Source organism: Neorhizobium descurainiae, from assembly GCF_051400715.1.
Lineage (GTDB): Bacteria > Pseudomonadota > Alphaproteobacteria > Rhizobiales > Rhizobiaceae > Neorhizobium.
Window position 1 is genome coordinate 212,390 of sequence record NZ_JBLFFK010000007.1, and the last position, 23,127, is coordinate 235,516.

Annotated in this window: 21 protein-coding genes and 1 pseudogene; 14 read left to right on the plus strand and 8 right to left on the minus strand. The window is 59.5% G+C overall.

Features of this window, described 5'->3' with window-relative positions; genetic code table 11:
• Window positions 1–16: 16 nt before the first annotated feature.
• The gene (locus tag ACMGE0_RS14985; protein WP_436816658.1) at window positions 17–1,711 is read left to right on the plus strand and encodes a carboxylesterase/lipase family protein; all 1,695 of its coding nucleotides are present in this window, start codon (window positions 17–19) and stop codon (window positions 1,709–1,711) included.
• A 193-nt stretch (window positions 1,712–1,904) separates the two neighbouring features.
• Window positions 1,905–2,645 (plus strand): cyclase family protein, encoded by a 741-nt coding sequence (locus tag ACMGE0_RS14990; RefSeq protein ID WP_436816659.1) that lies wholly within the window; start codon window positions 1,905–1,907, stop codon window positions 2,643–2,645.
• Window positions 2,646–2,801: 156 nt separating this feature from the next.
• On the opposite strand, the pseudogene ACMGE0_RS14995 reads toward ACMGE0_RS14990, so the two are convergent.
• Window positions 2,802–2,933 (minus strand): annotated as a pseudogene (locus tag ACMGE0_RS14995) (SDR family oxidoreductase); the annotation flags it as partial.
• Between ACMGE0_RS14995 and ACMGE0_RS15000 the strand changes: the two are divergent.
• On the plus strand, window positions 2,895–3,551 hold the full coding sequence (locus ACMGE0_RS15000; RefSeq protein WP_436816739.1) for a TetR/AcrR family transcriptional regulator: 657 nt from the start codon (window positions 2,895–2,897) through the stop codon (window positions 3,549–3,551). The pseudogene ACMGE0_RS14995 and the gene ACMGE0_RS15000 sit on opposite strands and share 39 nt — an antisense overlap.
• Window positions 3,552–3,555: 4 nt before the next feature.
• On the opposite strand, the gene ACMGE0_RS15005 is transcribed toward ACMGE0_RS15000, so the two are convergent.
• Window positions 3,556–4,167, minus strand: a complete 612-nt coding sequence (locus ACMGE0_RS15005; protein WP_436816660.1) for a TetR/AcrR family transcriptional regulator — start codon at window positions 4,165–4,167, stop codon at window positions 3,556–3,558.
• A gap of 158 nt (window positions 4,168–4,325) precedes the next feature.
• Between ACMGE0_RS15005 and ACMGE0_RS15010 the strand changes: the two genes are divergently transcribed.
• The gene (locus ACMGE0_RS15010; RefSeq protein ID WP_436816661.1) at window positions 4,326–5,087 is read left to right on the plus strand and encodes an SDR family NAD(P)-dependent oxidoreductase; all 762 of its coding nucleotides are present in this window, start codon (window positions 4,326–4,328) and stop codon (window positions 5,085–5,087) included.
• Between the two features lie 281 nt (window positions 5,088–5,368).
• Here the strand turns inward: ACMGE0_RS15010 and ACMGE0_RS15015 are convergent, their stop codons facing one another.
• The gene (locus tag ACMGE0_RS15015; RefSeq protein WP_436816662.1) at window positions 5,369–6,124 is read right to left on the minus strand and encodes a Crp/Fnr family transcriptional regulator; all 756 of its coding nucleotides are present in this window, start codon (window positions 6,122–6,124) and stop codon (window positions 5,369–5,371) included.
• 258 nt (window positions 6,125–6,382) lie between these two features.
• Between ACMGE0_RS15015 and ACMGE0_RS15020 the strand changes: the two genes are divergently transcribed.
• The 9 genes from ACMGE0_RS15020 to ACMGE0_RS15060 all read left to right on the plus strand — a co-directional run bounded on the left by ACMGE0_RS15020 (window position 6,383) and on the right by ACMGE0_RS15060 (window position 17,334).
• Complete coding sequence (locus tag ACMGE0_RS15020) at window positions 6,383–6,691, plus strand: circadian clock KaiB family protein (protein ID WP_436816663.1); 309 nt, start codon at window positions 6,383–6,385, stop codon at window positions 6,689–6,691.
• Window positions 6,688–8,181, plus strand: a complete 1,494-nt coding sequence (gene kaiC / locus ACMGE0_RS15025; protein WP_436816664.1) for a circadian clock protein KaiC — start codon at window positions 6,688–6,690, stop codon at window positions 8,179–8,181. The genes ACMGE0_RS15020 and kaiC overlap by 4 nt, the downstream gene beginning before the upstream one ends.
• Window positions 8,174–9,289: a two-component system sensor histidine kinase NtrB gene (locus tag ACMGE0_RS15030; RefSeq protein WP_436816665.1), complete on the plus strand. Its 1,116-nt coding sequence runs from the start codon at window positions 8,174–8,176 to the stop codon at window positions 9,287–9,289. Before kaiC ends, ACMGE0_RS15030 begins: the two co-directional genes overlap by 8 nt.
• A 29-nt stretch (window positions 9,290–9,318) precedes the next feature.
• Window positions 9,319–9,570 (plus strand): hypothetical protein, encoded by a 252-nt coding sequence (locus ACMGE0_RS15035; protein ID WP_436816666.1) that lies wholly within the window; start codon window positions 9,319–9,321, stop codon window positions 9,568–9,570.
• Between the two features lies 1 nt (window position 9,571).
• Window positions 9,572–11,224, plus strand: coding sequence for an alpha/beta hydrolase (locus ACMGE0_RS15040; protein ID WP_436816667.1), 1,653 nt, complete (start codon window positions 9,572–9,574; stop codon window positions 11,222–11,224).
• A gap of 266 nt (window positions 11,225–11,490) precedes the next feature.
• A complete protein-coding gene (locus tag ACMGE0_RS15045; protein WP_436816668.1) occupies window positions 11,491–12,618 on the plus strand; it encodes an efflux RND transporter periplasmic adaptor subunit in 1,128 nt (375 codons plus the stop codon).
• On the plus strand, window positions 12,615–15,695 hold the full coding sequence (locus ACMGE0_RS15050) for an efflux RND transporter permease subunit (protein WP_436816669.1): 3,081 nt from the start codon (window positions 12,615–12,617) through the stop codon (window positions 15,693–15,695). The genes ACMGE0_RS15045 and ACMGE0_RS15050 overlap by 4 nt, the downstream gene beginning before the upstream one ends.
• Window positions 15,696–15,866: 171 nt before the next feature.
• The gene (locus tag ACMGE0_RS15055; RefSeq protein WP_436816670.1) at window positions 15,867–16,484 is read left to right on the plus strand and encodes a methyltransferase family protein; all 618 of its coding nucleotides are present in this window, start codon (window positions 15,867–15,869) and stop codon (window positions 16,482–16,484) included.
• 127 nt (window positions 16,485–16,611) lie between these two features.
• A complete protein-coding gene (locus ACMGE0_RS15060) occupies window positions 16,612–17,334 on the plus strand; it encodes a response regulator transcription factor (protein ID WP_436816671.1) in 723 nt (240 codons plus the stop codon).
• A 56-nt stretch (window positions 17,335–17,390) separates the two neighbouring features.
• On the opposite strand, the gene ACMGE0_RS15065 is transcribed toward ACMGE0_RS15060, so the two are convergent.
• Window positions 17,391–18,239 carry a MipA/OmpV family protein gene (locus tag ACMGE0_RS15065; protein WP_436816672.1) on the minus strand — a complete coding sequence of 283 codons (849 nt, stop codon included), beginning with the start codon at window positions 18,237–18,239 and terminating at the stop codon, window positions 17,391–17,393.
• 276 nt (window positions 18,240–18,515) lie between these two features.
• Between ACMGE0_RS15065 and ACMGE0_RS15070 the strand changes: the two genes are divergently transcribed.
• Entirely contained in the window at window positions 18,516–19,862 is a 1,347-nt protein-coding gene (locus tag ACMGE0_RS15070; protein ID WP_436816673.1) for an ATP-binding protein, read from the plus strand.
• Window positions 19,863–20,044: 182 nt separating this feature from the next.
• Here ACMGE0_RS15070 and ACMGE0_RS15075 read toward each other — a convergent pair whose 3' ends face one another.
• From ACMGE0_RS15075 to ACMGE0_RS15090, 4 genes are all read right to left on the minus strand, one after another.
• Window positions 20,045–20,314: a DUF982 domain-containing protein gene (locus ACMGE0_RS15075; RefSeq protein WP_436816674.1), complete on the minus strand. Its 270-nt coding sequence runs from the start codon at window positions 20,312–20,314 to the stop codon at window positions 20,045–20,047.
• A 535-nt stretch (window positions 20,315–20,849) separates the two neighbouring features.
• A complete protein-coding gene (locus ACMGE0_RS15080) occupies window positions 20,850–21,173 on the minus strand; it encodes a 2Fe-2S iron-sulfur cluster-binding protein (RefSeq protein ID WP_436816675.1) in 324 nt (107 codons plus the stop codon).
• A gap of 98 nt (window positions 21,174–21,271) precedes the next feature.
• Window positions 21,272–22,588, minus strand: a complete 1,317-nt coding sequence (locus ACMGE0_RS15085; RefSeq protein ID WP_436816676.1) for a TRAP transporter large permease — start codon at window positions 22,586–22,588, stop codon at window positions 21,272–21,274.
• Window positions 22,581–23,099 carry a TRAP transporter small permease gene (locus ACMGE0_RS15090; RefSeq protein WP_436816677.1) on the minus strand — a complete coding sequence of 173 codons (519 nt, stop codon included), beginning with the start codon at window positions 23,097–23,099 and terminating at the stop codon, window positions 22,581–22,583. Before ACMGE0_RS15090 ends, ACMGE0_RS15085 begins: the two co-directional genes overlap by 8 nt.
• Window positions 23,100–23,127 lie beyond the last annotated feature (28 nt).

The following is a 23,127-nucleotide window of genomic DNA, read 5'->3' on the forward strand; positions in this document are numbered from 1 at the left end:
CGCAAGGAGGAAACATATGCATACGACCCCAGGCAGAAGATCGGACCACCAGGCACCGTCAACATCCAGGCTTCGATGCTTAGCGTTCGCAGCTGGGCTTCTTGCTCTGGCTCCCCAGGCAGTTTCCCAGGTTGTCTCTCCGCTTGCGCCAATCAGATCCGAGTCAGGGCTCATTGCGGGACAGACCCTAAAGTCCGGGGTCAAGGCGTGGCTCGGTGTGCCCTATGCTGCTCCTCCCGTACAGGATCTGCGATGGCGACCGCCGCAGCCGATTTCGTGGGAAGGGGTCTGGAACGCAGACCGGCTTGGCCCGGAATGCATCCAGGTGCTGCGTCCACATGACATCAACCACTATTTCGGCGAGGAGCCGACTTCCGAGAATTGCCTTTACATGAACATCTGGTCGCCCGGAGATGCCAAGGAAGGCAGCAAGTTGCCGGTGATCGTGTTCATCTATGGCGGAGGCGGTACAATCGGCTCCAGCGGCATGGATTCCTACAAAGGTGAGGAACTCGCCAAACGAGGCGCCGTATTTGTCAACTTCAACTACCGTGTTGGCCTCCTTGGCTTCATGGCTCATCCCGAACTCACAGCCGAACAAGACGGTCACTCCGGCAACTACGCCTACCTCGACCAAAACGCGGCTCTTAAGTGGATTAAAGCGAACATCGGCAAATTCGGCGGCAATCCGGATCGCATCGTGATCATGGGCCAGTCAGCCGGTGCCCGATCGGTCACAGAGCAGATATTTAGTCCGCTTTCCAAGGGCCTGTTCAGCGGCGCGGTCATGTCTTCCGGATGCGCCTGGGACATTGAAACCGATACGCTTGCCGAGGGTGAGAAAACCGGATTGAAGGCGCAGGAATTGCTCGGCGCCAAAAACCTCGCCGCTATGAGAAACATCCCCGCCGACAAGATTCTGGCGATCCAAAGCGAATCCCAGGTCGGCACGAAAAGAGAGGGTGTCAAAGCCAACGGTGTGATCGACGGTTACTTCACGCCCAGAAGCCAGAAAGAAATCCTGACCAGCAACGAGATGTCGGACGTGCCGATCATCGCGCATTACAACCGGGACGAGACAAACACACCCTTTTCAGCAGTGAAGACCCTCAAGGGCTATACAGACATGGCGGAGAGTATCTACGGCAGCAAGGCCAAGGAGTTTCTCACGATTTATCCTGCCACCACGGATGCCGAAGCGGCAAGTCAGATTACGCAGATTGCCTTGGACTCACGCCTTGCAAAGAACGCCCGTCATTGCGCAATGCTCCAGGCAAAGCACAACAAGTCACCCGCCTATATCAGCATGTTCTCCCGAAAGCACTCGTTTGCTCCCGGCGTGGACTATGCCGATATCGATGAGAAGAGGGTCGGAGCCTACCACACCGCCGATATACCGTTCTGGTTCGGCACGCTTGAGACGTTCAACAAGTTCCGTCAAGGACGGGCTTGGACGGACGCCGATCGTAATCTTTCCGAGAAGATGATGGCGAGCCTCATTGCTTTTGCGAATACGGGCGACCCGCAGACGAAGGAGGTCGAGTGGAAGCCGTGGAGCGCCGCCAATGACAGCGCCATGACGTTCGATGAGACACTTACGACGACACCATCAAATCCTGCCGGCATCAACTTCATCGCAGCAAACCCGCTTCCTCAGTCGGCACCAGGTGCGGCTCCGGGGCGCATTCCGGGCGCCGGTCCCCGGGATTGAGAGTAAGAGCGGCAGCTCCGAGCGCCGCCGCTCATCCTTAGACCCGCGACATAAACCATCCAACGCCGTTGGGCGTGCCACCGCGATCGCGAGAACGGAGAATTCCATGTGCCCTCCAGGATGCTTTCATGCCATATGCGAACAGGCAACGCGACGCGGTCTTTTGAAGGCTGGATTTGCGTTAGGTTTCGGCATGGCGGCCGCACCGTCGATGGCCGCGCCTGCGCCGTCTCCAAAAGTAACCATCAACGAGACCGTCGATCTTTCCCACTCACTTTACGAGGGATTTCCAACCTTCAGTGGCGAGAGATGGTTCACAGTCGAGCACCTTGCCACATTCGCGAAGGACAGGGTCAACCTAAATCGCTGGATGATTGTGGAGCATAGCGGCACTCACATTGATGCGCCGATACACTTTTCTGCGGACGGAACGACTGCAGATATGATTCCGATCTCAGACCTGATCGTCCCCTTGGCTGTGATTGACATCCGAGCCAGGGCGGCTGACGATCCCGATACCGCCTTAACTCCAGATGACATCAAGACGTGGGAAGCCAGGAACGGTCCCCTTCCGGAAGCGTGTTGCGTCGTGATGAATTCGGGCTGGCATAAGCTTGTGGGAGATCCGAAGTTCACCAGCAATGACAGCCAGAAACGCAATCACACGCCGGGGTTTCATGTGGAGGCGGTGCAGTTTCTGATCTCAGAGAGGAAGGTAAAAGGTATCGGGGTCGATACTTTGTCACTCGATACCGGCCTCAATTCAAGCGGCGCGTTCCCCGTCCATTACGAATGGCTCGGAAGCGGCCGGTGGGGCGTTGAATGTCTAGCAAATCTCGATGCCATTCCCGAGGCCGGCGCGCATATGTTTCTAGGGACGCCGAAAGTCAAAGGCGCCACGGGCGGGCCGACAAGAGCAATTGCGCTGCTTTAGATAAACGCGCATCGACGGCGCGACGCTGCAGGGGCTGCCGTCGATGCGGTCCCTGTCGCTTGATCGACACGAAGACGGTCGTCAGCCCGTCCTTTGAGTAGACGCGAGGGCGACATCTGTCGGTCCCCGCATCTTGAGTTCCGCATGTGCTCCTATTCAGGTGTTCAAGCCGCCATCCACGGTGAGGATAGTTCCTGTAATGTGTCGTGCGGCAGGACTTACAAGGAAGGCCACGGCAGCAGCCACATCTTGCGGCTCCCCATACCGGCCAAGAGGTATCAGGGCACGACCCGCGCTCGCGGGCGTCCCCGCGCGTTTGATCGAAAAGCTGCCTTGGAGCAGGCCACCCGCCTTTTCTGGCTCAAGGGCTTCGAGGCCACCTCGATGACTGATCTGACCGAGGCGATGGGAATCGGATCACCTAGCCTGTATGCGGCTTTTGGTTCAAAAGAAGCGCTTTACGCGGAGGCGGTTGGTTTTTACCGCGAAAGCTACGAGGCGCTCGTATGGGCTAACTTCCATTCTGCGAATACGGCGCGTGAAGCCATCTCGTCTTTTCTGCTGGATTCGGCCGCGGCTCTGACCGGCTGTGTTGCAGACATCCCGGCTGGCTGCATGGTGGCCCTTTCATCGGTCGGCAGTGAAGGCCATCTGGAATTGGGCGAACTTGTGCGGTCAGCACGTGCCGTCACGTTCGAACGTCTGAAGGCACGGCTAGAACAAGCGGTGACAGATGGTGAAATTCCAGTCGCCACTGACGTCCATGCACTTGCGCGCTTCGTGCAGACCGTTCAGTTTGGCATGTCTATCCTGGCTCGCGATGGGACCGGGCGCACCGAGCTGGAGGCAGTTGCCCGCATGGCGCTCACGGGCTGGGACGCCCGCACCGGCGCGCTTCTCACCTAGCGGTTCAGGATGATTTTCCGGAAAGCGTGGAACTCCCTTTAGGCCACGTGGAAAGCGCTTGCTCAGCAACAGCTTCCAGCCTGTCGCGGGTAAAGCCGGCTTTAGCCTGCACCGCCATCCCGTGAAGGACAGCCATCACGAATGCCGCAAGGGCATCGGGTCTGGCCATCTCCGGCAAGTCGCCGTCGGCCCTTGCCCGTTCGAAGCGTTCGCGAAGCTGTGCCTCACCGGCCGCGCGAGCATCTATCAAGGCTTGTCGCACAGGTTCCGCTTCATCCGATCCCGCCAGGACTCCATGGATGCCGAGACACCCTGTGTGGTCGGGATAGCGCGTATTGAGGTCGGCTGCACTGTACAGGATGTGCGCCGCAACTTCCCGCGCCGTCGGGAGCTGAAGCGCCTCCGGGATGTAGTCCAAGTATCGTTCGTAATAGAGGTCCAAGACCCGGCGGAAGAGCGCTTCCTTGTTGCCGAATGCAGAGTAGAGGGCGGGTCTTTCCACGCCGGCAGCCTCGACCAAATCCGCATAGGAGGCACCCTCATAGCCCTTGCGCCAGAAGACACATAGCGCCGCGTCCAGGGCTTTCTCCACGTCAAATTCGCGATGGCGTCCCATCAGTCCAACCCGAGCTTTTTCATAATGACCATTATTAAACCACTTGACAGCGCCTGTCTACATTTCATAACAATCGTTATCGTAATGATCGTTATGAAAACGACACTGTCGCTCGCCAAGATCAGGCGGCGCCTTAATGGCGTATAGAAAGGATTCCCATGTCGAACATATTGAAGGGCAAGGTCGCTCTCGTGACCGGCGGTTCGCGCGGCCTCGGCGCTGCCGTGGCGGAGGCGCTTGCCGATCAGGGGGCGGACGTCGCGATCAGCTACGCCGCCTCGGGCGAGAAGGCCCAAGTCGTGGTTGAGAAGCTGAAGGAGAAGGGCGTGCAGGCTCTCGCGATCCAGAGCGACCAGGCCGACCTTTCTACCGCTAAGCCATTGATCGAGCGGGTTATTGCCGAATTCGGCAAGCTCGACATCCTCGTAAACAATGCCGGAATTGCGATTCAAGGGCACACGGTGGACGATCCCGCGCTTGATGGAGACAAATATAATCGCCAGTGGCAGGTCAACGTCATGGGCACAATCGCCAACACGCGCGCGGCGGCGCCCAGACTGACCGACGGCGGCCGTATCATTTTCATCGGCTCTCGCCTTGGTTCAGTCGTGCCTTTCCCGGGTGTCGCCGACTATGCCGGAACAAAGTGGGCGCTTGCCGGCTACGCGAAGGGCATCGCACGCGACCTTGGCCCCCGCAACATCACCGTGAACGTCGTGCAGCCCGGCATTATGCCGACGGATATGGCGGCGGAGGTTGCCGGTGAGCTTCCGAACCTTGACGCTATACTAGATATGCATCCGATCCGTCGCATTGCAACCCTCGAAGAGGTGGCCGAAACCGTCTGCTTCCTCGCCGGACCACATGCGGGCTACATCAGCGGTGAGACCGTGAACATAGCCGGTGGTATCGGCATCTGAACGCCGATCGATGACACGGCCAACCCGTTTGCCGACGGCGTAAGGTCGTATGCGCTCGACACTGGCAAAGCTGAGCAGCTTTGGGCGAAAAGCGAGGAACTGCTAAGCGCTGCGTAGGATCGGAAGGCTGGGACAACGAAATCTTTCCTTCGTCTCATCCCAGCCTTCTCGCCTTGGAATGCAGACCAGCCGCCTGGCTGGCATCCGGCGCGAAGTGGTAGGAAAGAGATGGAGGCACCCACCAGCTGATCATCGCGGATCGACATAATTGAGTATTACACCTATTTCGCGGCCAGTCCGTTCTCCTCGGCGGGATACACGCCTTTCAGGACGTCGTCGAAGTGGCGGCTGACGCAAGCGTTGCATTCACAAGCGAGCGCGCGCAAGCCCTCGACATTGCTGACGCCGATGCGTCCGCGTCGTGTCTCGATGACTTTCCGTGATCTCAAATCCTGGATTACCCGACTGAGATAACTGCGACCGACACCCAACATTGCTGCGAGCTGTTCCTGGGTAAGCCCCACTTCAATCGCGCCGGTCCGTTCGATGGCGGCTAAAAGCCATTTCGCCGTTCGCTGCTCAATGGAATGTGCGGCATTGCAGGCCACCGACTGGAATACTTGCGCCATAAGACAATCCGCATAGCGAGCAAACAAATAGCGCAATGTCAGTGAGCGCGATTTCGCTTCCTCGAGCTTATGCAAATCAATGCGGTAGAATAAGCCTCCGAGCTGCACCTCCGCACGCGAATAGGCGGGTAGCCGACCTTGGCTGACGATACCTCCCACCGCCCCTTCCCGACCGATGAGCGCCGTTTCGATGGCACGTCCATCTCCCATCACGACCAAATAGGAAATCAGGCTCGATCCGCACGGAAAATAGGCGTAGCGAACATTATCTCCCGGTTCATGCAGCGGTGTGCCCGTGTCTGCCGACCAGTGCTCGAGCATGGGTTGGAGGATCGTCCAGTCATCGGTTCGAAGTGCGCGTAGAAGGTTATTGCCGATGAAATCATGACCGCGGTTGCGTGCATCCATTGTCAAAGCCTCTTTGTCATAGAAGCTCTTAACGTGCAGAGGCCTTGAATGTTCACTAGTGGGCAGACAGAAAATGAAGTTCTGTCTACAACCCCACACAAGGGCCGATCAGACCTTATCGAGCGCGAGCGATAGTATATCGTCTCCCGAGCGAAACTCAGCATGCCGCTCGGGAGATTAGCAATGCCTATCTGTGAGTTCCGGGGGGTGCACCAAGCACGCCGACACCTAACCTTTCCTAGAAGCTGGGCGTGACGTATGAGCATCGAAGACGTATCCGGTCCAGCCAGCCGCCCTGACTTGTGGCTTTACATCGCGGGTGAGACGCCTGGCGCGCTTCGTGCACTGGAAAGCCGCATGCTGCTCATCGAGGCCATGGGCGGTGCCCTCGACATCGAGATCGTTGACATCCTCGATCGCCCGGAAGAGGCGGAGCATGCCGGCATTCTCGCAACCCCAACCCTATCCGACGCCTCGCAGCCGCCGCGTCGCCTGATCGGTGATATCGGAGACGTGGCGCAGGTTCTCGATTTCTTCGGCTATCGCAAAAAGGAAGCCATCCCATGACTGCAGAAGAGCCCCCCATTGATCCCGTTCTGGAGCGGGTGAAAACAGGCATCGAAGCGTTCGACGATCTGGTGATGGGCGGCTTGCCGCGTGGACGCACGACTGTCGTCGGCGGAACCCCAGGCAGCGGCAAGACGGTCTTTGCCACGCAGTTTCTGGCGCATGGCATCACCGATCGAGACGAACCAGGCGTGTTCGTCACCTTCGAAGAGCCCCCTTCGGACATCGAGGTCAACATGGCAAGCTTCGGCTGGGACATCGCCGGCTGGCGGAAGGACAACAAGCTTGCTTTCGTCGATGCCAGTCCGCGTGAGCGCGACGAGGTGGTGATCGGCAACTTCGATCTGTCGGGCCTCCTCGCGCGGGTGCTGCATGCGGCCCAGACGGCCAAGGCCAAGCGCATTGTCCTGGATTCGATCACCCAGCTCTTCGATCACTTCGTGGCCGACCCTACCGCTGTTCGGCGCGAGCTATTGCGGATCGCATCTACTCTCAAACGGGAGGGACTGACGATCCTGATGACCGCCGAACGCAACAGCGAGTATGGCGAGATCTCCCGTCACCGGATCGAGGAGTTCGTCGCCGATAACGTCGTTATTCTCCGGAACGCTCTCGACCGCGAACGGCGCCGGCGTACGATCGAGGTCCTAAAGATGCGTGGCAGCCGGCATGTGGAGGGTGAAGTTCCGATCACGCTCGTCGAGGAGAAGGGCATTGTTGCGGTGCCGCTTTCCTCCCTGCGGCTTGAACAGCAATCCAGCATGAAGCGCGTGACCAGCGGCAATGTCGAGTTGGATGCAATGACCAGCGGCGGCTTTTTCCGCGATAGCGTTACGCTTGTGAGCGGCGCAACCGGAACCGGCAAGACACTGCTTGTCACCAATTTTCTTGCGGGCGGTGTGGAAGCGGGGGAGCGCGCCCTGCTCGTCGGTTTCGAGGAGAGCCGCGGCCAGCTCTTCCGCAATGCTCAAGGCTGGGGGGTCGATTTCGAAACAATGGAGGCCGAAGGCAAGCTTAAAGTGGTCTGCCTCTATCCGGAAGCCCAGAGCCTGCCCGATCACCTGTTGATGATCCGCGAGCTGGTTGAAGAATTCAAGCCTGACCGCATTGCCATCGACAGCCTGTCGGCGCTTGAGCGGGTCGCTCCCGAGACAGGTTTCCGGGAATTCCTGATCAGTTTGACCTCCTTCATCAAGAAACGCGAAATTGCGGGGCTGTGCACGGCGACTGACAAGTCTCTTGTGGGCGGCACGAGCGCCAGTGAGCAACACATTTCGACTCTGACGGATTCCATCATCCTGCTGCGTTATATACAGAAAGCCGATATGATGCATCGCGGGCTGATGGTGCTGAAGATGCGCGGTAGCGAGCACGATAAGCAGATCCGGCGCTTTACGATCGACAGTCAGGGCATGCATCTGGGGCATGCCGTCTCTGCGCCGGACGTGTTCGGCGGTGGCGCCATTGCGGAAACGAGCAGCGATGAGTGAAATCACCGACCTGAATAGCCGCCGCGGTAAACGCCGCGGGAGTGCGGAGGGGGCAAGTCTCGCCGGCATTCCCCAGCCGAGCTTTCAGAAACTGATTGAGACCACCGCGGATGGGGTCCTCGTTGTTGATCGTTCCGGCGCCGTTCTGTACGCAAACCCGGCTGCTTCCGAAATCTTCGGGCATTCTCGCGAAGAACTGCTGCATGTCCCGCTCGGCCGTCCTGTAACATCAGGAGAAACCACGACGATCACCGTCCATCGTCCCGGCCGTGAGGCCGCCGAAGTCGAGATGCGCGTGGTCGAGGTCACGTGGGACGGCGAAGCCGCCCTGCTGGCAAGCCTGCGCGATGTCTCGGCCCGGCGAGCGCATGAGGCGCGGCTTCGCCAAGCGCAAAGGCTCGAAGCTGTCGGTCGGCTTGCTGCGGGCATCATCCATGACCTCAACAATTTGCTTGCTGCGTTTGGGGGAGGGCTACGGCTCTTGCGAAAGCAACTTGGGTCGGAAAACGCCGATCCAAAAGCTGCGATTTTAATCGAGGAGTTGCTGCGGCGAACCGAGAACGGCGGAGCGCTGACGCAACAGTTGCTCGCCTTTTCCCGGCGGCAGGAGCTTTCTCCCGAAAACGTCGACCTGAACGCAAGGCTTGACTCGCTCACTGGCCTCATCGAGCGCACGCTTGGTCGGGACATCGAGCTCAGATGTGTATTCGAGCCGTCAGTTGGAAACGTTCAGATCGACGCGAACCAGCTCGACGTTGCCATTCTCAACCTCGCCGTCAACGCGCGGCACGCAATGAAGGATGCCGGCACGCTGACCATCGAAACCGCCCATGCCCAATCGAATGTCGCCGATTTTCCCAGCGGAGAGACGGGGTTCGCGCGCGTGACAGTGCGTGATACCGGGTGCGGGATGAACAAGGATGTCCTGGCCCAGGTTTTCGAGCCTTTTTTCACGACGAAAAGTGAGGGCGAAGGCACTGGCCTGGGGCTCAGTCAGGTCTACGGGTTCGTCACCCAATCCGAAGGCCATATTCACATCGACAGCGAGGTCGGTGCAGGCACCAGCGTCCACCTCTTCCTGCCAAAGGCTCCATCAGCTGTTTCCTAAGCTGCCGCATGCATTGCCAGCACCAGTGATTGAAAGCGGTAGAGACGTTGGAGATTGCCGGAGAGGCGGTGCAAGTTATCGGGCGTTTTATACCCCGACATGCTGTATGGTTTACGGCTATGTTCAACGGTAAAACGCTCACGCCGACTGCCGATGGCAATGAATATTTTTCTCCTCAAGCGTCCGCGAATCGGCGCAACGCGTTCTCCATCATTCATACATTCGATGGCGTTTCGATCAGCATTGCCTTAGCATCTCGAAAGCTGACCGCAAAGGAGTGACATGCTTCGCCTGCTCACCGGAATGTTTCGCTCCCTCTCGCTTCCAGGCATCGTCATCGGTCTCGTTTTCTTCGCTGCATCGCTGACGCCAAGCCTCATGCCCCGGTCCTATCTCGTGCAGGGCGTGCTTTCCGGACTAAGCGCCGCTGTCGGCTATATGTTCGGCGCCGGTCTCACATGGCTTTGGCGCTATCTCGAATTGCCCGTGCCGAATAAGCCGCCGAGGTGGGCGCTGTGGTGCGTCTGCCTTGCCGGTTTGCTTCTCTGCCTTTTCGCGCTTTGGCATGCGGCGCTTTGGCAGAATTCCGTCCGGCTTCTCTGGAAGATGCCGCCGATCGCCAGTGCCGAGCCGTTGTGGCTGGCGGCCGTGGCAGCAGCGACCTTCCTGGTCGCCCTTATTGTCGGCCGCTCGTTTCGCAATGCCTGCCTTCTGTTTTCGGGCTGGCTTTCACGCGTGGTTCCGCGGCGGCTTTCCAATGTGGTCGGACTCATGCTTGCATGCGCTTTGTTTTGGTCGATTGGCCAGGGCATATTGCTTCGCCTCGCATTGGACGCGGCAGATGCCTCCTTCCGCGAGGCGGACGCGCTGATCGAGAACGACCAGCCACGGCCGGAAAGCGCGATGAAGGCGGGCAGCGCCTCCTCGCTTATCTCGTGGCAGGGACTAGGACGGCAGGGCCGCCATTTCGTTGCGTCAGGACCCCAGGCCGCGGAGATCGGAACCTTCTGGGGAGGTGCCGCGCAAGAGCCGATCAGGGTCTATGCCGGGCTGAACAATGCCGAGACGAGCAAGGAGCGTGCAGCGCTGGCGCTCCAGGAACTGGTGCGACAGGGTGGGTTCGATCGATCTCTACTGGTGGTGATCGTGCCAACCGGCACGGGATGGGTAGACCCTGCCGCGATCGATACGCTCGAATATCTCCAGCGCGGTGACGTTGCGAGCGTTGCCGTGCAATATTCCTACCTCACGAGCTGGCTTTCGCTTCTGTTCGAACCGGAGCAGGGCGAGGAAGCTGCGAGTGATCTTTTCGATGCGGTCTATGGCTATTGGTCCCATCTTCCGCGCGATAAACGCCCTAAACTGTATCTGCATGGGCTGAGCCTCGGTGCCTTGAACTCGCAGCAGTCACTCGACATCTACAATGTCGTCGGGGATCCGATCAACGGCGCATTGTGGAGCGGCCCTCCCTTCCGCAGCACCAAATGGAAAACAGCTATCGCGGGTCGCAATCCCGATACGCCGGAATGGCTTCCGACCTTCCGCGACGGATCGGTCATCCGCTTTGCCAATCAGGAACATGCACCTGACCGGAGCGCTGCCCCCTGGGGGCCGCTGAGGTTGGTATATCTGCAATATGCGAGTGATCCGGTCGTGTTCTTCAGCGCCTCATCGGCATTCCGAGAGCCGCAATGGATGAAGCCGCCACGCGCTCCCGATGTCTCGCCGGAGCTCACCTGGATACCGGTCGTAACCATGCTTCAGCTTCTGTTCGACATGATGATCGCGACCACCTCGCCTGTCGGCTACGGCCATATCTACGCGCCGCAGCATTATATCGATTGCTGGATCTCGCTTACCGATCCTGTGGTCGAGGCCGAGGATGCCACCCGCCTAAAGATACTCTTCGCATCCCGCTTCGGTGTGTCGCTTTAAACTAGATGCAAGGCCAGACATCGGAAGTGCATGCGCGCACGCGATCTCCGGGAGCGGCGTAACGTTTCTTAATGTGACGACACACTGATAACCGCGCGCAATCGCTACGGTCTCATTCGATCGCCATGAGGCAATTGCCTCCTGGTCAAACGGAAGGTCGTTTCATGGGTGGGATATCTCGATCAATCAAATCACATGCGCGTCCAGCGACGGGCGCCGTGCTCCTCTGGCTTGGCGTCCTGGCCGTATCTCAGGCCCAAGAGGCGATGCCTGTCACGGTGGTCGTTGCAAGGCAAAGTGCGGTGACAGAACGGATCCCTGTTGTAGGTTCGCTCGCTGCCAGGGAGGAGATTCAGGTTCATCCGTCGATTCAGGGGCAGGCGATTGAACAGATTCTGGTCGAAGCCGGCCAACTTGTCGAAAAGGGACAGGCGCTGGCCGTGCTCGACACCACAGATGCCCGGATGCTGCTTGAGAAGAATTCGGTCAACATCCTGCGGGCCAAGGCCGCCGTTTCTGTGGAAGCAAGCAAGCTCGAGGTAGCGCTGGTCGGCGAAGCGGAAGCCAAAAAGATTTTGGAGCGCAGTCGTGCGCTTCAGCCCAAAGGCGCGGTTTCCCAGCAGGTGTTGGACGAACATCAGAACGCCCATGCACGCGCCGTTGCGGAACTGGGACTCGCGCGGCAATCGCTTGCTCTGGCAGAGGCGGACGCAGAGCTCATCTCGCGCGAACGGAAGGAGATCGAGCTGACGATCGAACGAAGCACGGTCAGGGCCCCGGACGCAGGGCTCATCCTGAAAAGAAATGCACGTATCGGCGCCATGACATCGAGCTCTGGTGGCCCGCTTTTCGTCATCGCGAAAGATGCCGTCGTGGAGTTCGTCGCCCAGATTACCGAAACCAGTTTCATGGGACTCAATGAGGGAATGCGCGCGGACATCACCCTGCCTGGGCGCGATGGTCCGCTTGGCGGCACGTTGAGACTGAACGCCGCGCAACTGGATCCGGCAACGCGCAGTGGTGAGGTGCGCATCGAACTCGATGCGCACGAAGGGCTGCCGCCAGGTCTTTTCGCCCGCGGCAGCATTAACACCTCCTCGCGCCGCAACATTCTGCTGCCGGGGAGCGCCGTCAAAACCACGAGCGGCATGAGTAGTGTCTTCGTCGTCAAGGAAGGGATCGTGAACGTTCGCAGCGTGACTGTCGGTGCGCGGCAAGATGGCTTCGTGGAGATCGTGGACGGTGTGAGCGACGGAGAAATGGTCGTCCTGAAGTCCGGCGGTTTCCTGAAGGCTCAGGAAAAGGTCCAGCCGGTCATCGCCGCGTTGAGCCGCCGGCCGGGAGATCGTCTGGCGTCGCTTCCGGACATGGACGGCGAGGAGGTCGTGCAGTGAAGAACGGCAACATCTCGGCTTGGGCCATCCGTAATCCTCTTCCGTCCATCCTGCTGTTCGTGGTGTTGACCACCGTCGGACTTTACAGCTTTACCCGTTTGCCCGTCACCTACTTCCCGACGATCATCGAACCGGCCGTCAGCGTCACCATCGAACAGTCGGGAGCGACTCCGATCGAGCTGGAGACCGAAGTGACGCGGCTGATCGAAAACGCAATCGCCTCTCTGCCCGCCATCAAGCAACTCGCTTCGACCATCGGCGAGGGCCGGTCCGTGACAACCGTGGAATTCGAGCTTGGTTCCGTTTCACCCGATCGGGCGATGGACGACGTGCGGGATGCGGTCGCCAGCATAAGGGGCGATCTGCCCAGCACCATAGACGAGCCGGTGATTAAGCGGATCGAGGAGGAGGCGCAGTCCGTCGTCACCTATGCGGTCGCCAGTCAGGACATGACAGTGGCGGAACTCTCCTGGTTCGTCGACGATATTCTCACCCGTGATCTCCAGGCTCTGGCTGGAGTAGGGCGCGTAGAGCGGATCGGCGGCGCCGATCGCGAAATCCATGTGGAGCTCGATGCTGATAGATTGCAGGCGCTATCGCTCTCCGTCAGCGCGGTGAACGAGGCGATCATGCAAACCCAGCTCGACCGCTCCGGCGGCCGCAGCGACATCGATGGCAATGAGCAGGTTCTGACGACCGCGGCAGCGGCAAAGACGGTGGCGGAGCTTGCCGAACAGCGCCTGGCCCTCTCGGGCGAAAACAGCGTACGACTGGCGGATGTGGCCAGCGTCCGCGATACGATCGCAGAGCCTCGCGCGTTCGCGACGTTGAATGGCGATGACATCGTCGGTTTCTCCATTTATCGCTCTCAAGGCGCAAGCGATGTGGCTGTCGCCGATGCGGTCGCCAAAGCCGTTGCGAAACTGGGCGTTGGAAACCCTGGCGTCCGCTTTCGGCTTGTCGATGACAATGTCTCCTACACGGCGGGGAACTACCGCTCGGCGATGGACACGCTGCTTGAGGGAGCCGCACTTTCGATTGTCGTCGTGTTTCTGTTTCTGCGCGATTGGCGCGCGACCATCGTCGCTGCCGTCGCGCTGCCGCTTTCGATCATCCCCACATTCTTCGCCCTCGATCTTCTCGGTTTTTCGCTCAACATCCTGAGCCTGCTGGCAATTACGCTGGTGACTGGCATTCTGGTAGATGACGCGATCGTCGAGATCGAGAATATCGTCCGCCACCGCAACATGGGGAAATCTGCATATCAGGCGGCCCTGGATGCTTCCGACGAAATCGGCCTCGCGGTCATCGCGATATCCGCAACGATCATCGCTGTCTTCGCGCCGGTGGGTCTGATGAGCGGCGTCGTTGGCCTCTATTTTCGGGAATTTGGCCTGACGGTCGCCATCGCGGTGTTCTTCTCTCTCCTGGTCGCGCGGCTGATTACGCCGATCATGGTGGCCTACTTCATGACCAATCGTGCGGCAGCGGGAGAAGAGAAGAGCCGGCTGACATTCGCCTATGAAGCCCTGCTGAGGATGAGCCTTCGCTGGAAATGGCTGACCGTCGGATCTGCTTTCGGCCTTTTCGCGGTTTCGATTATCGCCTTGACGTCGATGCCGACCACCTTCCTGCCGGACGAAGACATGGGACGGCTGACGCTCACTGTCGAGCTGCCGCCGGGCACAACTCTTGAAGAAACCCGGACGGTAACGGATGAGATTGCGGCCCGTGTCACCAAGTTCGAGGAGGTGGAGGGCGTCCTTGCGCGCGCGGGATCGAGCATGGGCGGTCAGCAGGACGTGCGCTACACCGTCATCTCGATCGACCTCCTGCACAAGACAGAGCGGTCGCGGTCATCTTTTTCCGTCGAAGCGGATATCGAAAGGATGCTCGCTTCCATTCCCGACGCTCGCCTCAGATTTCTCAATAATCGCGGAGAGCGTGACCTGTCATTCGCCGTATTGGGGAGCGACGGTGAGGCCGTGCAGAATGCCGCCGATGCGCTCCTGCGCGAAATGTCGAACGACAAGAGCTTCGTCAATCCGGCGAGCGACAATATCGCCATGCGACCGGAACTAAGGATGACGGTGCTGACCGACAAGGCGGCAACGCTCCGGGTTTCTGCCGCAGCCATTGCCAGCACAATTCGGATATCCACGATCGGCGACGTCGACAGCAGGCTGGCGAACTTCATCGACGTGTCGCGTCAGATCCCGATACGGGTCGTTCTCGACCGTGCTGCACGCGGCCAGCTGCCGATCTTTCAAACGTTGAGCGTACCCTCGACAAACGGAAGCCAGGTACCGTTGTCCGCGGTTGCGGAAATCAGCTTTGACGAAACCGTTGCAGCGATCGACCGTTTCGACCGTCAGCGCCGGATTGAAATCGGTGCGGACATGGTCGAGGGCCTGACATCGGGCCAGGGCCGCGATCGCTTGCTTCAGCTGGAAAGCGTGAAGAACCTTCCCGATGGGGTGCGGATACAGGCCACCGGCGATTCCGACACTGAAGGCGAAGTGTTCGAAAGTTTTGCAGTCGCCATGGGGGCAGGCGTTATGCTCGTTCTGGTCGTGCTGATCCTGCTGTTCGGCAGCGTTCTGGCGCCCTGGACCATTCTAGCCTCTCTTCCACTGTCGATCGGCGGCGTTGCCGCGGGGCTTCTGCTGAGCGGGAACGCGATATCGCTTCCCGTTGTGATCGGCATACTGATGCTGATGGGCATCGTGACTAAGAATGCCATCATGCTGATCGACTTTGCCCTGGAACGGGAAGCGGACGGCCTGCCCCGGGTGGAGGCCACCGTGGGGGCGTGTCTTGAACGAGTTCGTCCGATCATCATGACGACTTTGGCGATGACCGGCGGCATGTTGCCGTCTGCCTTTGGCGTCGGAGACGGCGGTGAATTCCGAGCTCCCATGGCGATCGCCGTCATCGGCGGGCTTCTCATGTCCACGGCGCTGTCGCTGATCGTAATCCCTTCGTCGCACCTCATTCTGTCGGATCTCGACGACCGCTTGGGCCGGCTTTTCAGACCTCTCCTCCAGTCGGCTGAAGCCGGTCTCAAGGAACGCTGAAGATCGCACCGTCTATCTCGACGGTGTGCACTGACAGGGGGGATCAGCCCGGCTGATCCCCCCTGTCACGTTTCTCAACAACCCTTAACAGTGGGAAACATATCGTTAAGCGAAAGCGAGAGCGTCCGTGGGAAGAAAACAATCGAATTCCCAAGAGGCCTCGAACGACATATGACGGATGTCCAAACTCCTTTCTTGCAGCGCTATCGCATCAACGCGCTTCGGGCCGCGGGCGGCCTCGCGCTTTGCCTGCTGGCAGTCACATCGACACCACCCACCCTCCCGCTGGTAAGCGCAATTTTCGAGATCACCGGGGCATTTGCGATCCTAATCGCCATCGCGGGCCGAGGCTGGTCCTTGTTCTACATCGGCGGACGCAAGAATTCCGAGCTCGTCACCTCGGGGCCCTATTCGATGATGCGCAACCCGCTGTATTTCTTCAGCTTGATCGGCATCGTCGGGGTCGCCGCGCAAACCGGCAGCCTATTGTCCATGGGCGCGATCACGCTGACGGCTTATCTGGCATTCGACATGGCCATGCGGGGCGAGGAGGCCTACCTTGCCAGCCGATATGGTCAACGTTTTGAGGAATACCGGCAGGCCATTCCGAGACTTTGGCCGGATCTTTCCCTGTGGCGGGAATGCGAGGATACGCCCCTTCGCTCGGCGAGCGCCCTCGGCAGTTTGAAAGACGGGATGGTCTTCCTTGCCGCTTGGATCGGCATAGAGCTCATCAAGCTCGCACAATCCGCGGGCTTTTTGCCGGTGCTATGGACTCTGCCGATCTAGCGATTGCACCGATATGCGGTCCGGGCTTGCACCGCCTTTCCAATCGCCGCAACAAAACTTAATAAAGCGAAATATTTGCAGTGTACGTCGCATGCATTTGTGCGCGAGTTCAAGCAAGGAAGGCGGCATGCAATCGAGTTCCGCGAACGCGAAAATTCTGATCGTCGAAGACGATCCGGAGATCGGCAATCTTCTCGCGCTCACCGTGCAGGAAAGCGGGATGATGCCCACTGTCGCCGAAGACGGCCATGTGATGCAATCTCTGCTGCGCAACAATGATTTCGACCTCATCATCCTGGACGTCATGCTTCCCGGAGAAGACGGCCTGAGCATCTGCCGGCGTATTCGCTCGGAGAAGACCACGCCCATCATCCTGTTGACTGCGCTTGGGGAGGAAGTCGACCGCATCGTTGGACTGGAAGTGGGTGCCGATGACTACGTGACCAAGCCTTTCAGCCCCCGGGAGGTCGTTGCCCGTATCCGCAGCCTCCTGAGGCGGGCGTCCTACGGATTGGTGAATAGCTCCGCCCAGCGCAAGCTGCGCTTCGAAGGGTGGCAGATCGATCCGCTGCGCCGGCAATTGCACGACCCCAGCAATGCCCGCGTTGCGCTGACGACGACGGAGTTCGACTTGCTGCTGGCATTTTGCCGCAATCCGGGGCGTGTCATCACCCGGGAAGAACTTCTTTCCCTCACGCATACCGGCCTTGCCGGCCCGATCGAACGCAGCGTCGATGTCCATATCAGCCGTCTGCGGCAGAAGATCGAGGCGGATCCCAGGAACCCGGTCCTGCTGCAAACGGTCCGGCTCGGCGGCTACATGTTCACGGCGAAGGTCGAGCAGGGCTGACCGTCGCAACAAAAAAGCCGGGTGTGTTGCCCGGCTCGTTGTCGCATTCTTCTAGTTCAGAACTTGTAACCGACAAACACCGATGTAGAGGGCTGCAGCTTCTCCTCCACGATTGGGCTGTCGGCGGCATCGCCCGTCAGGATGCCAAGGCTCGCTTGACCGCGGATCAACCAGTTCTCGCTCAGCATATAGGCGGCGGAGGCTGAGACGTTGACACGCTTGAGGCCAGCATTCGGCTTGTACTCGGGAAGGCCGGATGCCGCCGACTGGGCTGCGTTGACGCCAAAATAGGCCTCCATATGCTTGTCATTCGCGACGACAGCCTCGACACCGGCGCCGAGGATCAGGCGCTCGGTGACGGGCGCCTGATATTCTGCACCGAAGGTTCCGATCAGACTCTCGCTTCCATCGATCGTCTGGTCGACGCTGGCATAGAACTCGAAGCCTTTCCAGCTATAGGAGGCCTTGGCGCCGATTCTTGCGGCAAAATCGATGTCGCCCAGTCCATCGAGACGGTCCGCGTCGTCCTCGTCCCGTCCGCCTTCGTAGCCGACCTTGGCGGCAAGCGTGAACCCGTCGTGCCGGAGGGGGGTGATCGTCACGCCTCCTGGATCGATCTCCAGCCATCCGCCGTAAGTGAAGACGATCACCGGTATGGGCTGCACTTCAAACTTGTCGCCGCCTTCATATTCCGGTTCGTAGATCGCGCCGCCGCCAACAATGAGGCTCCAGTTTCGCTGCGGCTTCTCATTGTTGAACCGCTCCTGATCGAATGGCGGTTCCGGGGTTTGTGCCCCAAGGGTCGCGTCGGCGGCGAGTACGCTCGAAGCCGTGCCGGCGAGCACGAAGGTGAGGCATAGGGCGCTTGATCGAAGTCGCCGATCGGTCAGTTGGATAAAAGACATGGGTGCTCCAGTGATTTGACAAGGAAGCCATCGGCACCCGCCGAGGACCGTGCTTGCAACACCGTCCTCCTGCCATGGCTCAATCCTGCTCAGCATGTCTTTGTGTTACGCTTTGTTGCGGCCAGGCCTGCCGAGGCGCGGTTCCCGGCACATTTGCCGCGGATCGACACAAAACTTAATCTTCGGTTTCCGCGGGAGGCCCTATTCTCCGCGGCATCCGGTCTGCGATAAGGACCGTTTCAGGTCACCAGCAGGCATCGAACCGAAGGAGGCGTTTTGGGATTTCGGATCTCCCGGTTGATCTCGACCATTCATGGCCAGATCATCGCCGTCATTTTCGTCTGCCTGATCATTGGCTTCGTCATGGGATCGGCACTTGAAGCCTGGGTGCGGGACGAATACAACGCCCCTGATCTGGAAGGTATGTCTGCTCGCATTTCGGCGATTGCCTCGGTCTTGGCAACGGCTACGCCCGAGGAGAGAAGCTCGGTCTTGGCGGCGGCCAATCGCGGCGGGCAGAGTTTTGTCCTGCGTCCGCTCTCATATTTTGACGATTTCACCACTACGTCGCCGGACGAGCCTTTCATCCAGGTTGTGATCGATCGGCTCCTGCCTCCCGAAGACCAGCCCATACCATTCGGAGGCTGGAGAACCTTCGTCGGCGGTAAGCGCGTTCTCGCCGCCAAGATCGACGACGAAACGCTGCTCGTCATGGAACTGCTGCCCGAAAGCTTTGTTCGCAACGATGCCCTGCGATTTGGCTCGAACTACCTGGTGGCGACGGTTACGCTGATCATCCTGTTCTCCATTTTTGCCGTCTGGGCGATCACCCGCCCGCTGCGCCGGATTGCCTCTGCGGCGATGAAGGCGGATATCTCCCTCGGACCGGCACTCTTCGAGGAGCGTGGAAGCGTCGAGATCGTCGCACTTGCGCGTGCGCTCAACGGGATGCAGCGCCGCATCTCGACGATGGTCGATGCACGCACCCGAATGCTCCGCGGCATCAGCCACGATCTCAGAACGCCGCTGACGCGATTGAGGCTTCGTGCGGATAGAGTGAACGAAGACGGAGTCAGGGAAGCCCTGCTCACGGACATCGAGCGAATAGACCGGCTCTTGAAGGAAAGCCTCAGTTATCTGCGGGACAATCACCAGCGTGAAGCATTCCAGCGCGCCGACCTTACATCGATTCTGCAGACGGTCTGCGACGAGTTCGCCGACATGGGCCATGATGTCACGTATCGCGGGCCTGCGCGATTGATTGCGAGCTTTAAGCCGCTTGCGGTTACACGCGCAGTGACGAACCTGTGCGACAATGCGACGAAATTCGCAAATCGCGTCAAGGTGGAACTCCGCGCGACGGCTGGCGAAGCCATCATCGATGTCGCGGATGATGGGCCGGGCATTCCCGCCGAGCATCGCGAGCGGGTGCTTGAGCCCTTCTACAAGGTCAATGCGGCTCGAGGAGGGACGGATGGCGGCTTCGGCCTGGGACTGTCCATCGTCGCCGAGATCGTGCAGGCGCATCACGGGAAACTGGAACTGATAGATCGGCATCCCCAAGGGCTGATCGCCAGGCTGGCGATCCCTTATGAGCAGAATGAGACCGCTGTGAGCTTGTAAACAGCGATCGAACTATCGCCCGGACCATTTCCGGTATCCATACCCGGTGCACTTAAACGGGCGTGGGTCAGCGTGCTTGGCCGGTTCTGATTTGCAGGTTCATTTTGAAATGCCTCCCACTTCGGCGCGAACAATTGTCCGCACGTATGGACGAGCTCCGAACCGATGCGAGAAGAGATATTTCAATGAGTATGTGCGAGAATATCCGCCTCGATTGCCGCGGAGACGAACGTCTCCCTCGCTTCGTCGAGCGCACTCCTGCGCCGCATTGCAGCGATGCATGTGCGCCGCGCGATCACGAAATATTCGCCTTCTTCGCAAGGCCAGGCATCAAGGCATTCCATAGCCTCCCGTGGCCCATGCACTTCTTCCGGTTTACCGTATCCGTACCTGATCACGACCGGCAAGGCCCAGGTTCTGTCATTAAAGGTCGGAACGCTGCTGCTTCTCATGGTCAATATCCTCCCTTGACCATATCGCCGTTGCCCCTTCTCGCACGATTGACGAGCCGGAACCAGCCCCTGAATCGCTCCTCGAAAGTTGTAGAAGGAGGATCGGCGGGCGCGTGTTTGTTGCGGATGCTGGCATGACGATAGCAATGGCGCGGTCCTTGCGGTCGAGCAGCATGCTGCTCTGTCCGCAGTCCAGCCATCGGGGAGACGTTCGACCGTCGACACGGCGTTCGGTTTGATACCGCTCGCCCGCACCGGAGGCGGTGCAGTGATACAGAGCACAACGACCTGCCGACCCGGGGGAGCAAGGTTCCGCCGCCGGCCCCAAGCCGAAAAATGCTTCCGGTCGGAAGGGCAAGCATTCGAATGCTCACACAGCTGGCCATCTCGGCATAGCCACCATACGAGCGGCGATCTGTCCAGATGGAAACATTACCTGAAGCCGCGCGGCAAGAGACGGCGCCAAGCTCTTTTGAATTTGCGTTTCGGTGTTCTGGACGATTGCGTCGGCCTTTCTTTCAACTCCGGGTGATTTTCAGCTCTGCATTTCCGGCATCTGCACCACGAGACCATCAAGCGCGTTCGAGACCCGCAGCTGGCATGTCAGGCGCGAGCGGGCAGGGTCCGGCTCATAAGCAAAATCCAGCATATCCTCTTCCATTGCCCCCGGCGGCGGCAGGCGGTCCATCCAGCTCGGATCGACATAGACATGGCATGTCGAACAGGCGCAGGCGCCGCCGCAATCGGCGCGGATGCCCTGAATGCCGTTGTCGCGCGCTCCCTCCATCACAGTCGCACCGTCCGGCACGTCGATCACGTGTTCCTTGCCGCCGAATTCGATGTAAGTGATCCTTGCCATTCCATGCTCTCCAAGTTGCACCCGACGCGCTCGCTTCAGATACGGCACATCCGCTCTCGCTGTCCCGCCGCCGGACGGCGGTCGCCTATTCGTCGCCTTCATCGCATCAGTTGCGGCAGGATCAGTACGATCTCGGGAAAGACCGCCATAATCAGGATGCCGAAAAAGATCACAGCCACGAACGGCCAGGTCGAGTTGTAGATATCGATGATATTGCTGCCCGGCACCGCCGCCTTGAAGACGAACATCGTCATGCCGAACGGCGGGGTCATGCCGCCGGTCACGACGTTGATCAGGTAAAGCGTCCAGAACCAGATCGGATCGAAGCCGACCGATGCGATGATCGGCGTGAAGACCGGAACCGAGATCAGCATCCATTCCGTTGCGCCGAGGAACATGCCGGCAAGCAGTGTGATTGCCATCAGCATGAGGAAGACAAGCCAGGGTGCTACGTCCCAGCCCTCGACGATCGTCACCATCTGCTCGGTTGCGCCAGTGAAGGAAAGAAGCTGTCCAAACAGGTTGGCGCTCATGATGATGACAAAGACGGAACCGGAGATCTTTGCTGCTCCCATCATCGAGACCCAGATCATCCGCCAGCTGAAGGTGCGCAACCAAAGCGACACGAGAACCGTAGCGAGCACCCCCATCGCGGCCGACTCAGTCGGGCTTGCAATACCTGCCAACATCAGGCCGATCACGGCAAACATCACGAAGACGAACGGGAACATCCGCATCAGCCCACGTATCCGGTCGCCGATTGTCCGATGGATCGTCGTGTCCAAGGGCGGCGCCTTGGAAGGGTCGATCAGAACACGGATATAGGCATAGGCGATGTAAAGGGCCGCAAGCAGCAGGCCCGGCAGAATGCCGGCAATCAGCATCTCGGCGATCGAGGCATTGGCGAGCGTCGCCAACACCACCGTCAGGACACTCGGCGGAATGATCGGTGCGATGGTCGATCCCGCGAGGATCAGTCCTGTCGACATCTTCTTGTCATAGCCCCGCGCGACCATGCCGGGATAGATGGAACGGCCGAGCATGGCCGCATCCGCCATGGCCGATCCCGAAACCGTCCCCATCGCCGTCGCGACCAGCGTGCACAGGGCATAGAGCCGGATACGCATCTGGCCGAGGATGGAATCGAAAGCTTCGTAGAGCTCATCGATCGCCCTGGAGCGGGACAGCATCTCTCCCATCAGCAGGAAGAGCGGAACGGCGATGAAAGCCTCGCTCGTCAGCGTGGCCACAAGGCTGTTGGCGAACATGCCGAAAGCAGACGGGCCGAGGACGAAAACAATCCCCGCCACATTGATCAATAGGAAGACGACGAAAACCGGAAGCCCGGCGAAGGTCAGCGCGATGACCGAGCCGAAAATGCCGCCGAGCGTCATGTACCAGGGTAGACTAAGCAAGGAAGACCTCGGCGCTCGGCGCTGTCTTGGTTGAAACAAGCCGCACGAAATGGCGGGCGAAATGGATGGTTGAACTGCCCAGTCCGTAAACGATCGGCGCCAGCAGCCACCACTTGGGGATGAACAGCGTGTCCGTCGTCCGCACTCCGCGCCGGAAGGCACGCAGCGCCTCCTCGGCGGAAATGAAGGTGGAAATACCGCAGACGATGACGCAGATGGCAAGAACCCCGATGGCGAGGACATGCGCAGCCCGCGGCGGCAGATAGTTGCCGATGGTGATGGAGACGTGATCCTCGGCCATAACCAAATAAGGCATCATCAGGAGGACTGCACCCAGCATCAGATAGATGGCGACGGCGGCGGTCCAACTGCTCGGGGTATGCAGGAAATAGCGGGTGACCACTTCGCTGCAATAAAGAAGGCTGATCGCCGCGATGAAGATCGCCGAGATCACCGCGCCGATATGGGTCACTCGGTCGTGCAGCTTGGCCAACTGCGACAATACGGACATGGTATCCCCTCGCTGTTTTCAGAAAAGA

Bases quoted from the DNA above. Each gene is read 5' to 3' on its own strand.
- ACMGE0_RS14990 (WP_436816659.1), top strand. From the start codon at position 1,905: ATGGCGGCCGCACCGTCGATGGCCGCGCCTGCGCCGTCTCCAAAAGTA.
- ACMGE0_RS15010 (WP_436816661.1), top strand. From the start codon at position 4,326: ATGTCGAACATATTGAAGGGCAAGGTCGCTCTCGTGACCGGCGGTTCG.
- kaiC (WP_436816664.1), top strand. From the start codon at position 6,688: ATGACTGCAGAAGAGCCCCCCATTGATCCCGTTCTGGAGCGGGTGAAA.
- ACMGE0_RS15030 (WP_436816665.1), top strand. From the start codon at position 8,174: ATGAGTGAAATCACCGACCTGAATAGCCGCCGCGGTAAACGCCGCGGG.
- ACMGE0_RS15015 (WP_436816662.1), bottom strand. From the start codon at position 6,124: ATGGATGCACGCAACCGCGGTCATGATTTCATCGGCAATAACCTTCTA.
- ACMGE0_RS15065 (WP_436816672.1), bottom strand. From the start codon at position 18,239: ATGTCTTTTATCCAACTGACCGATCGGCGACTTCGATCAAGCGCCCTA.
- ACMGE0_RS15080 (WP_436816675.1), bottom strand. From the start codon at position 21,173: ATGGCAAGGATCACTTACATCGAATTCGGCGGCAAGGAACACGTGATC.
- ACMGE0_RS15045 (WP_436816668.1), top strand. From the start codon at position 11,491: ATGCCTGTCACGGTGGTCGTTGCAAGGCAAAGTGCGGTGACAGAACGG.
- ACMGE0_RS14985 (WP_436816658.1), top strand. From the start codon at position 17: ATGCATACGACCCCAGGCAGAAGATCGGACCACCAGGCACCGTCAACA.
- ACMGE0_RS15075 (WP_436816674.1), bottom strand. From the start codon at position 20,314: ATGAGAAGCAGCAGCGTTCCGACCTTTAATGACAGAACCTGGGCCTTG.
- ACMGE0_RS15055 (WP_436816670.1), top strand. From the start codon at position 15,867: ATGACGGATGTCCAAACTCCTTTCTTGCAGCGCTATCGCATCAACGCG.
- ACMGE0_RS15040 (WP_436816667.1), top strand. From the start codon at position 9,572: ATGCTTCGCCTGCTCACCGGAATGTTTCGCTCCCTCTCGCTTCCAGGC.
- ACMGE0_RS15020 (WP_436816663.1), top strand. From the start codon at position 6,383: ATGAGCATCGAAGACGTATCCGGTCCAGCCAGCCGCCCTGACTTGTGG.
- ACMGE0_RS15005 (WP_436816660.1), bottom strand. From the start codon at position 4,167: ATGGGACGCCATCGCGAATTTGACGTGGAGAAAGCCCTGGACGCGGCG.
- ACMGE0_RS15090 (WP_436816677.1), bottom strand. From the start codon at position 23,099: ATGTCCGTATTGTCGCAGTTGGCCAAGCTGCACGACCGAGTGACCCAT.
- ACMGE0_RS15060 (WP_436816671.1), top strand. From the start codon at position 16,612: ATGCAATCGAGTTCCGCGAACGCGAAAATTCTGATCGTCGAAGACGAT.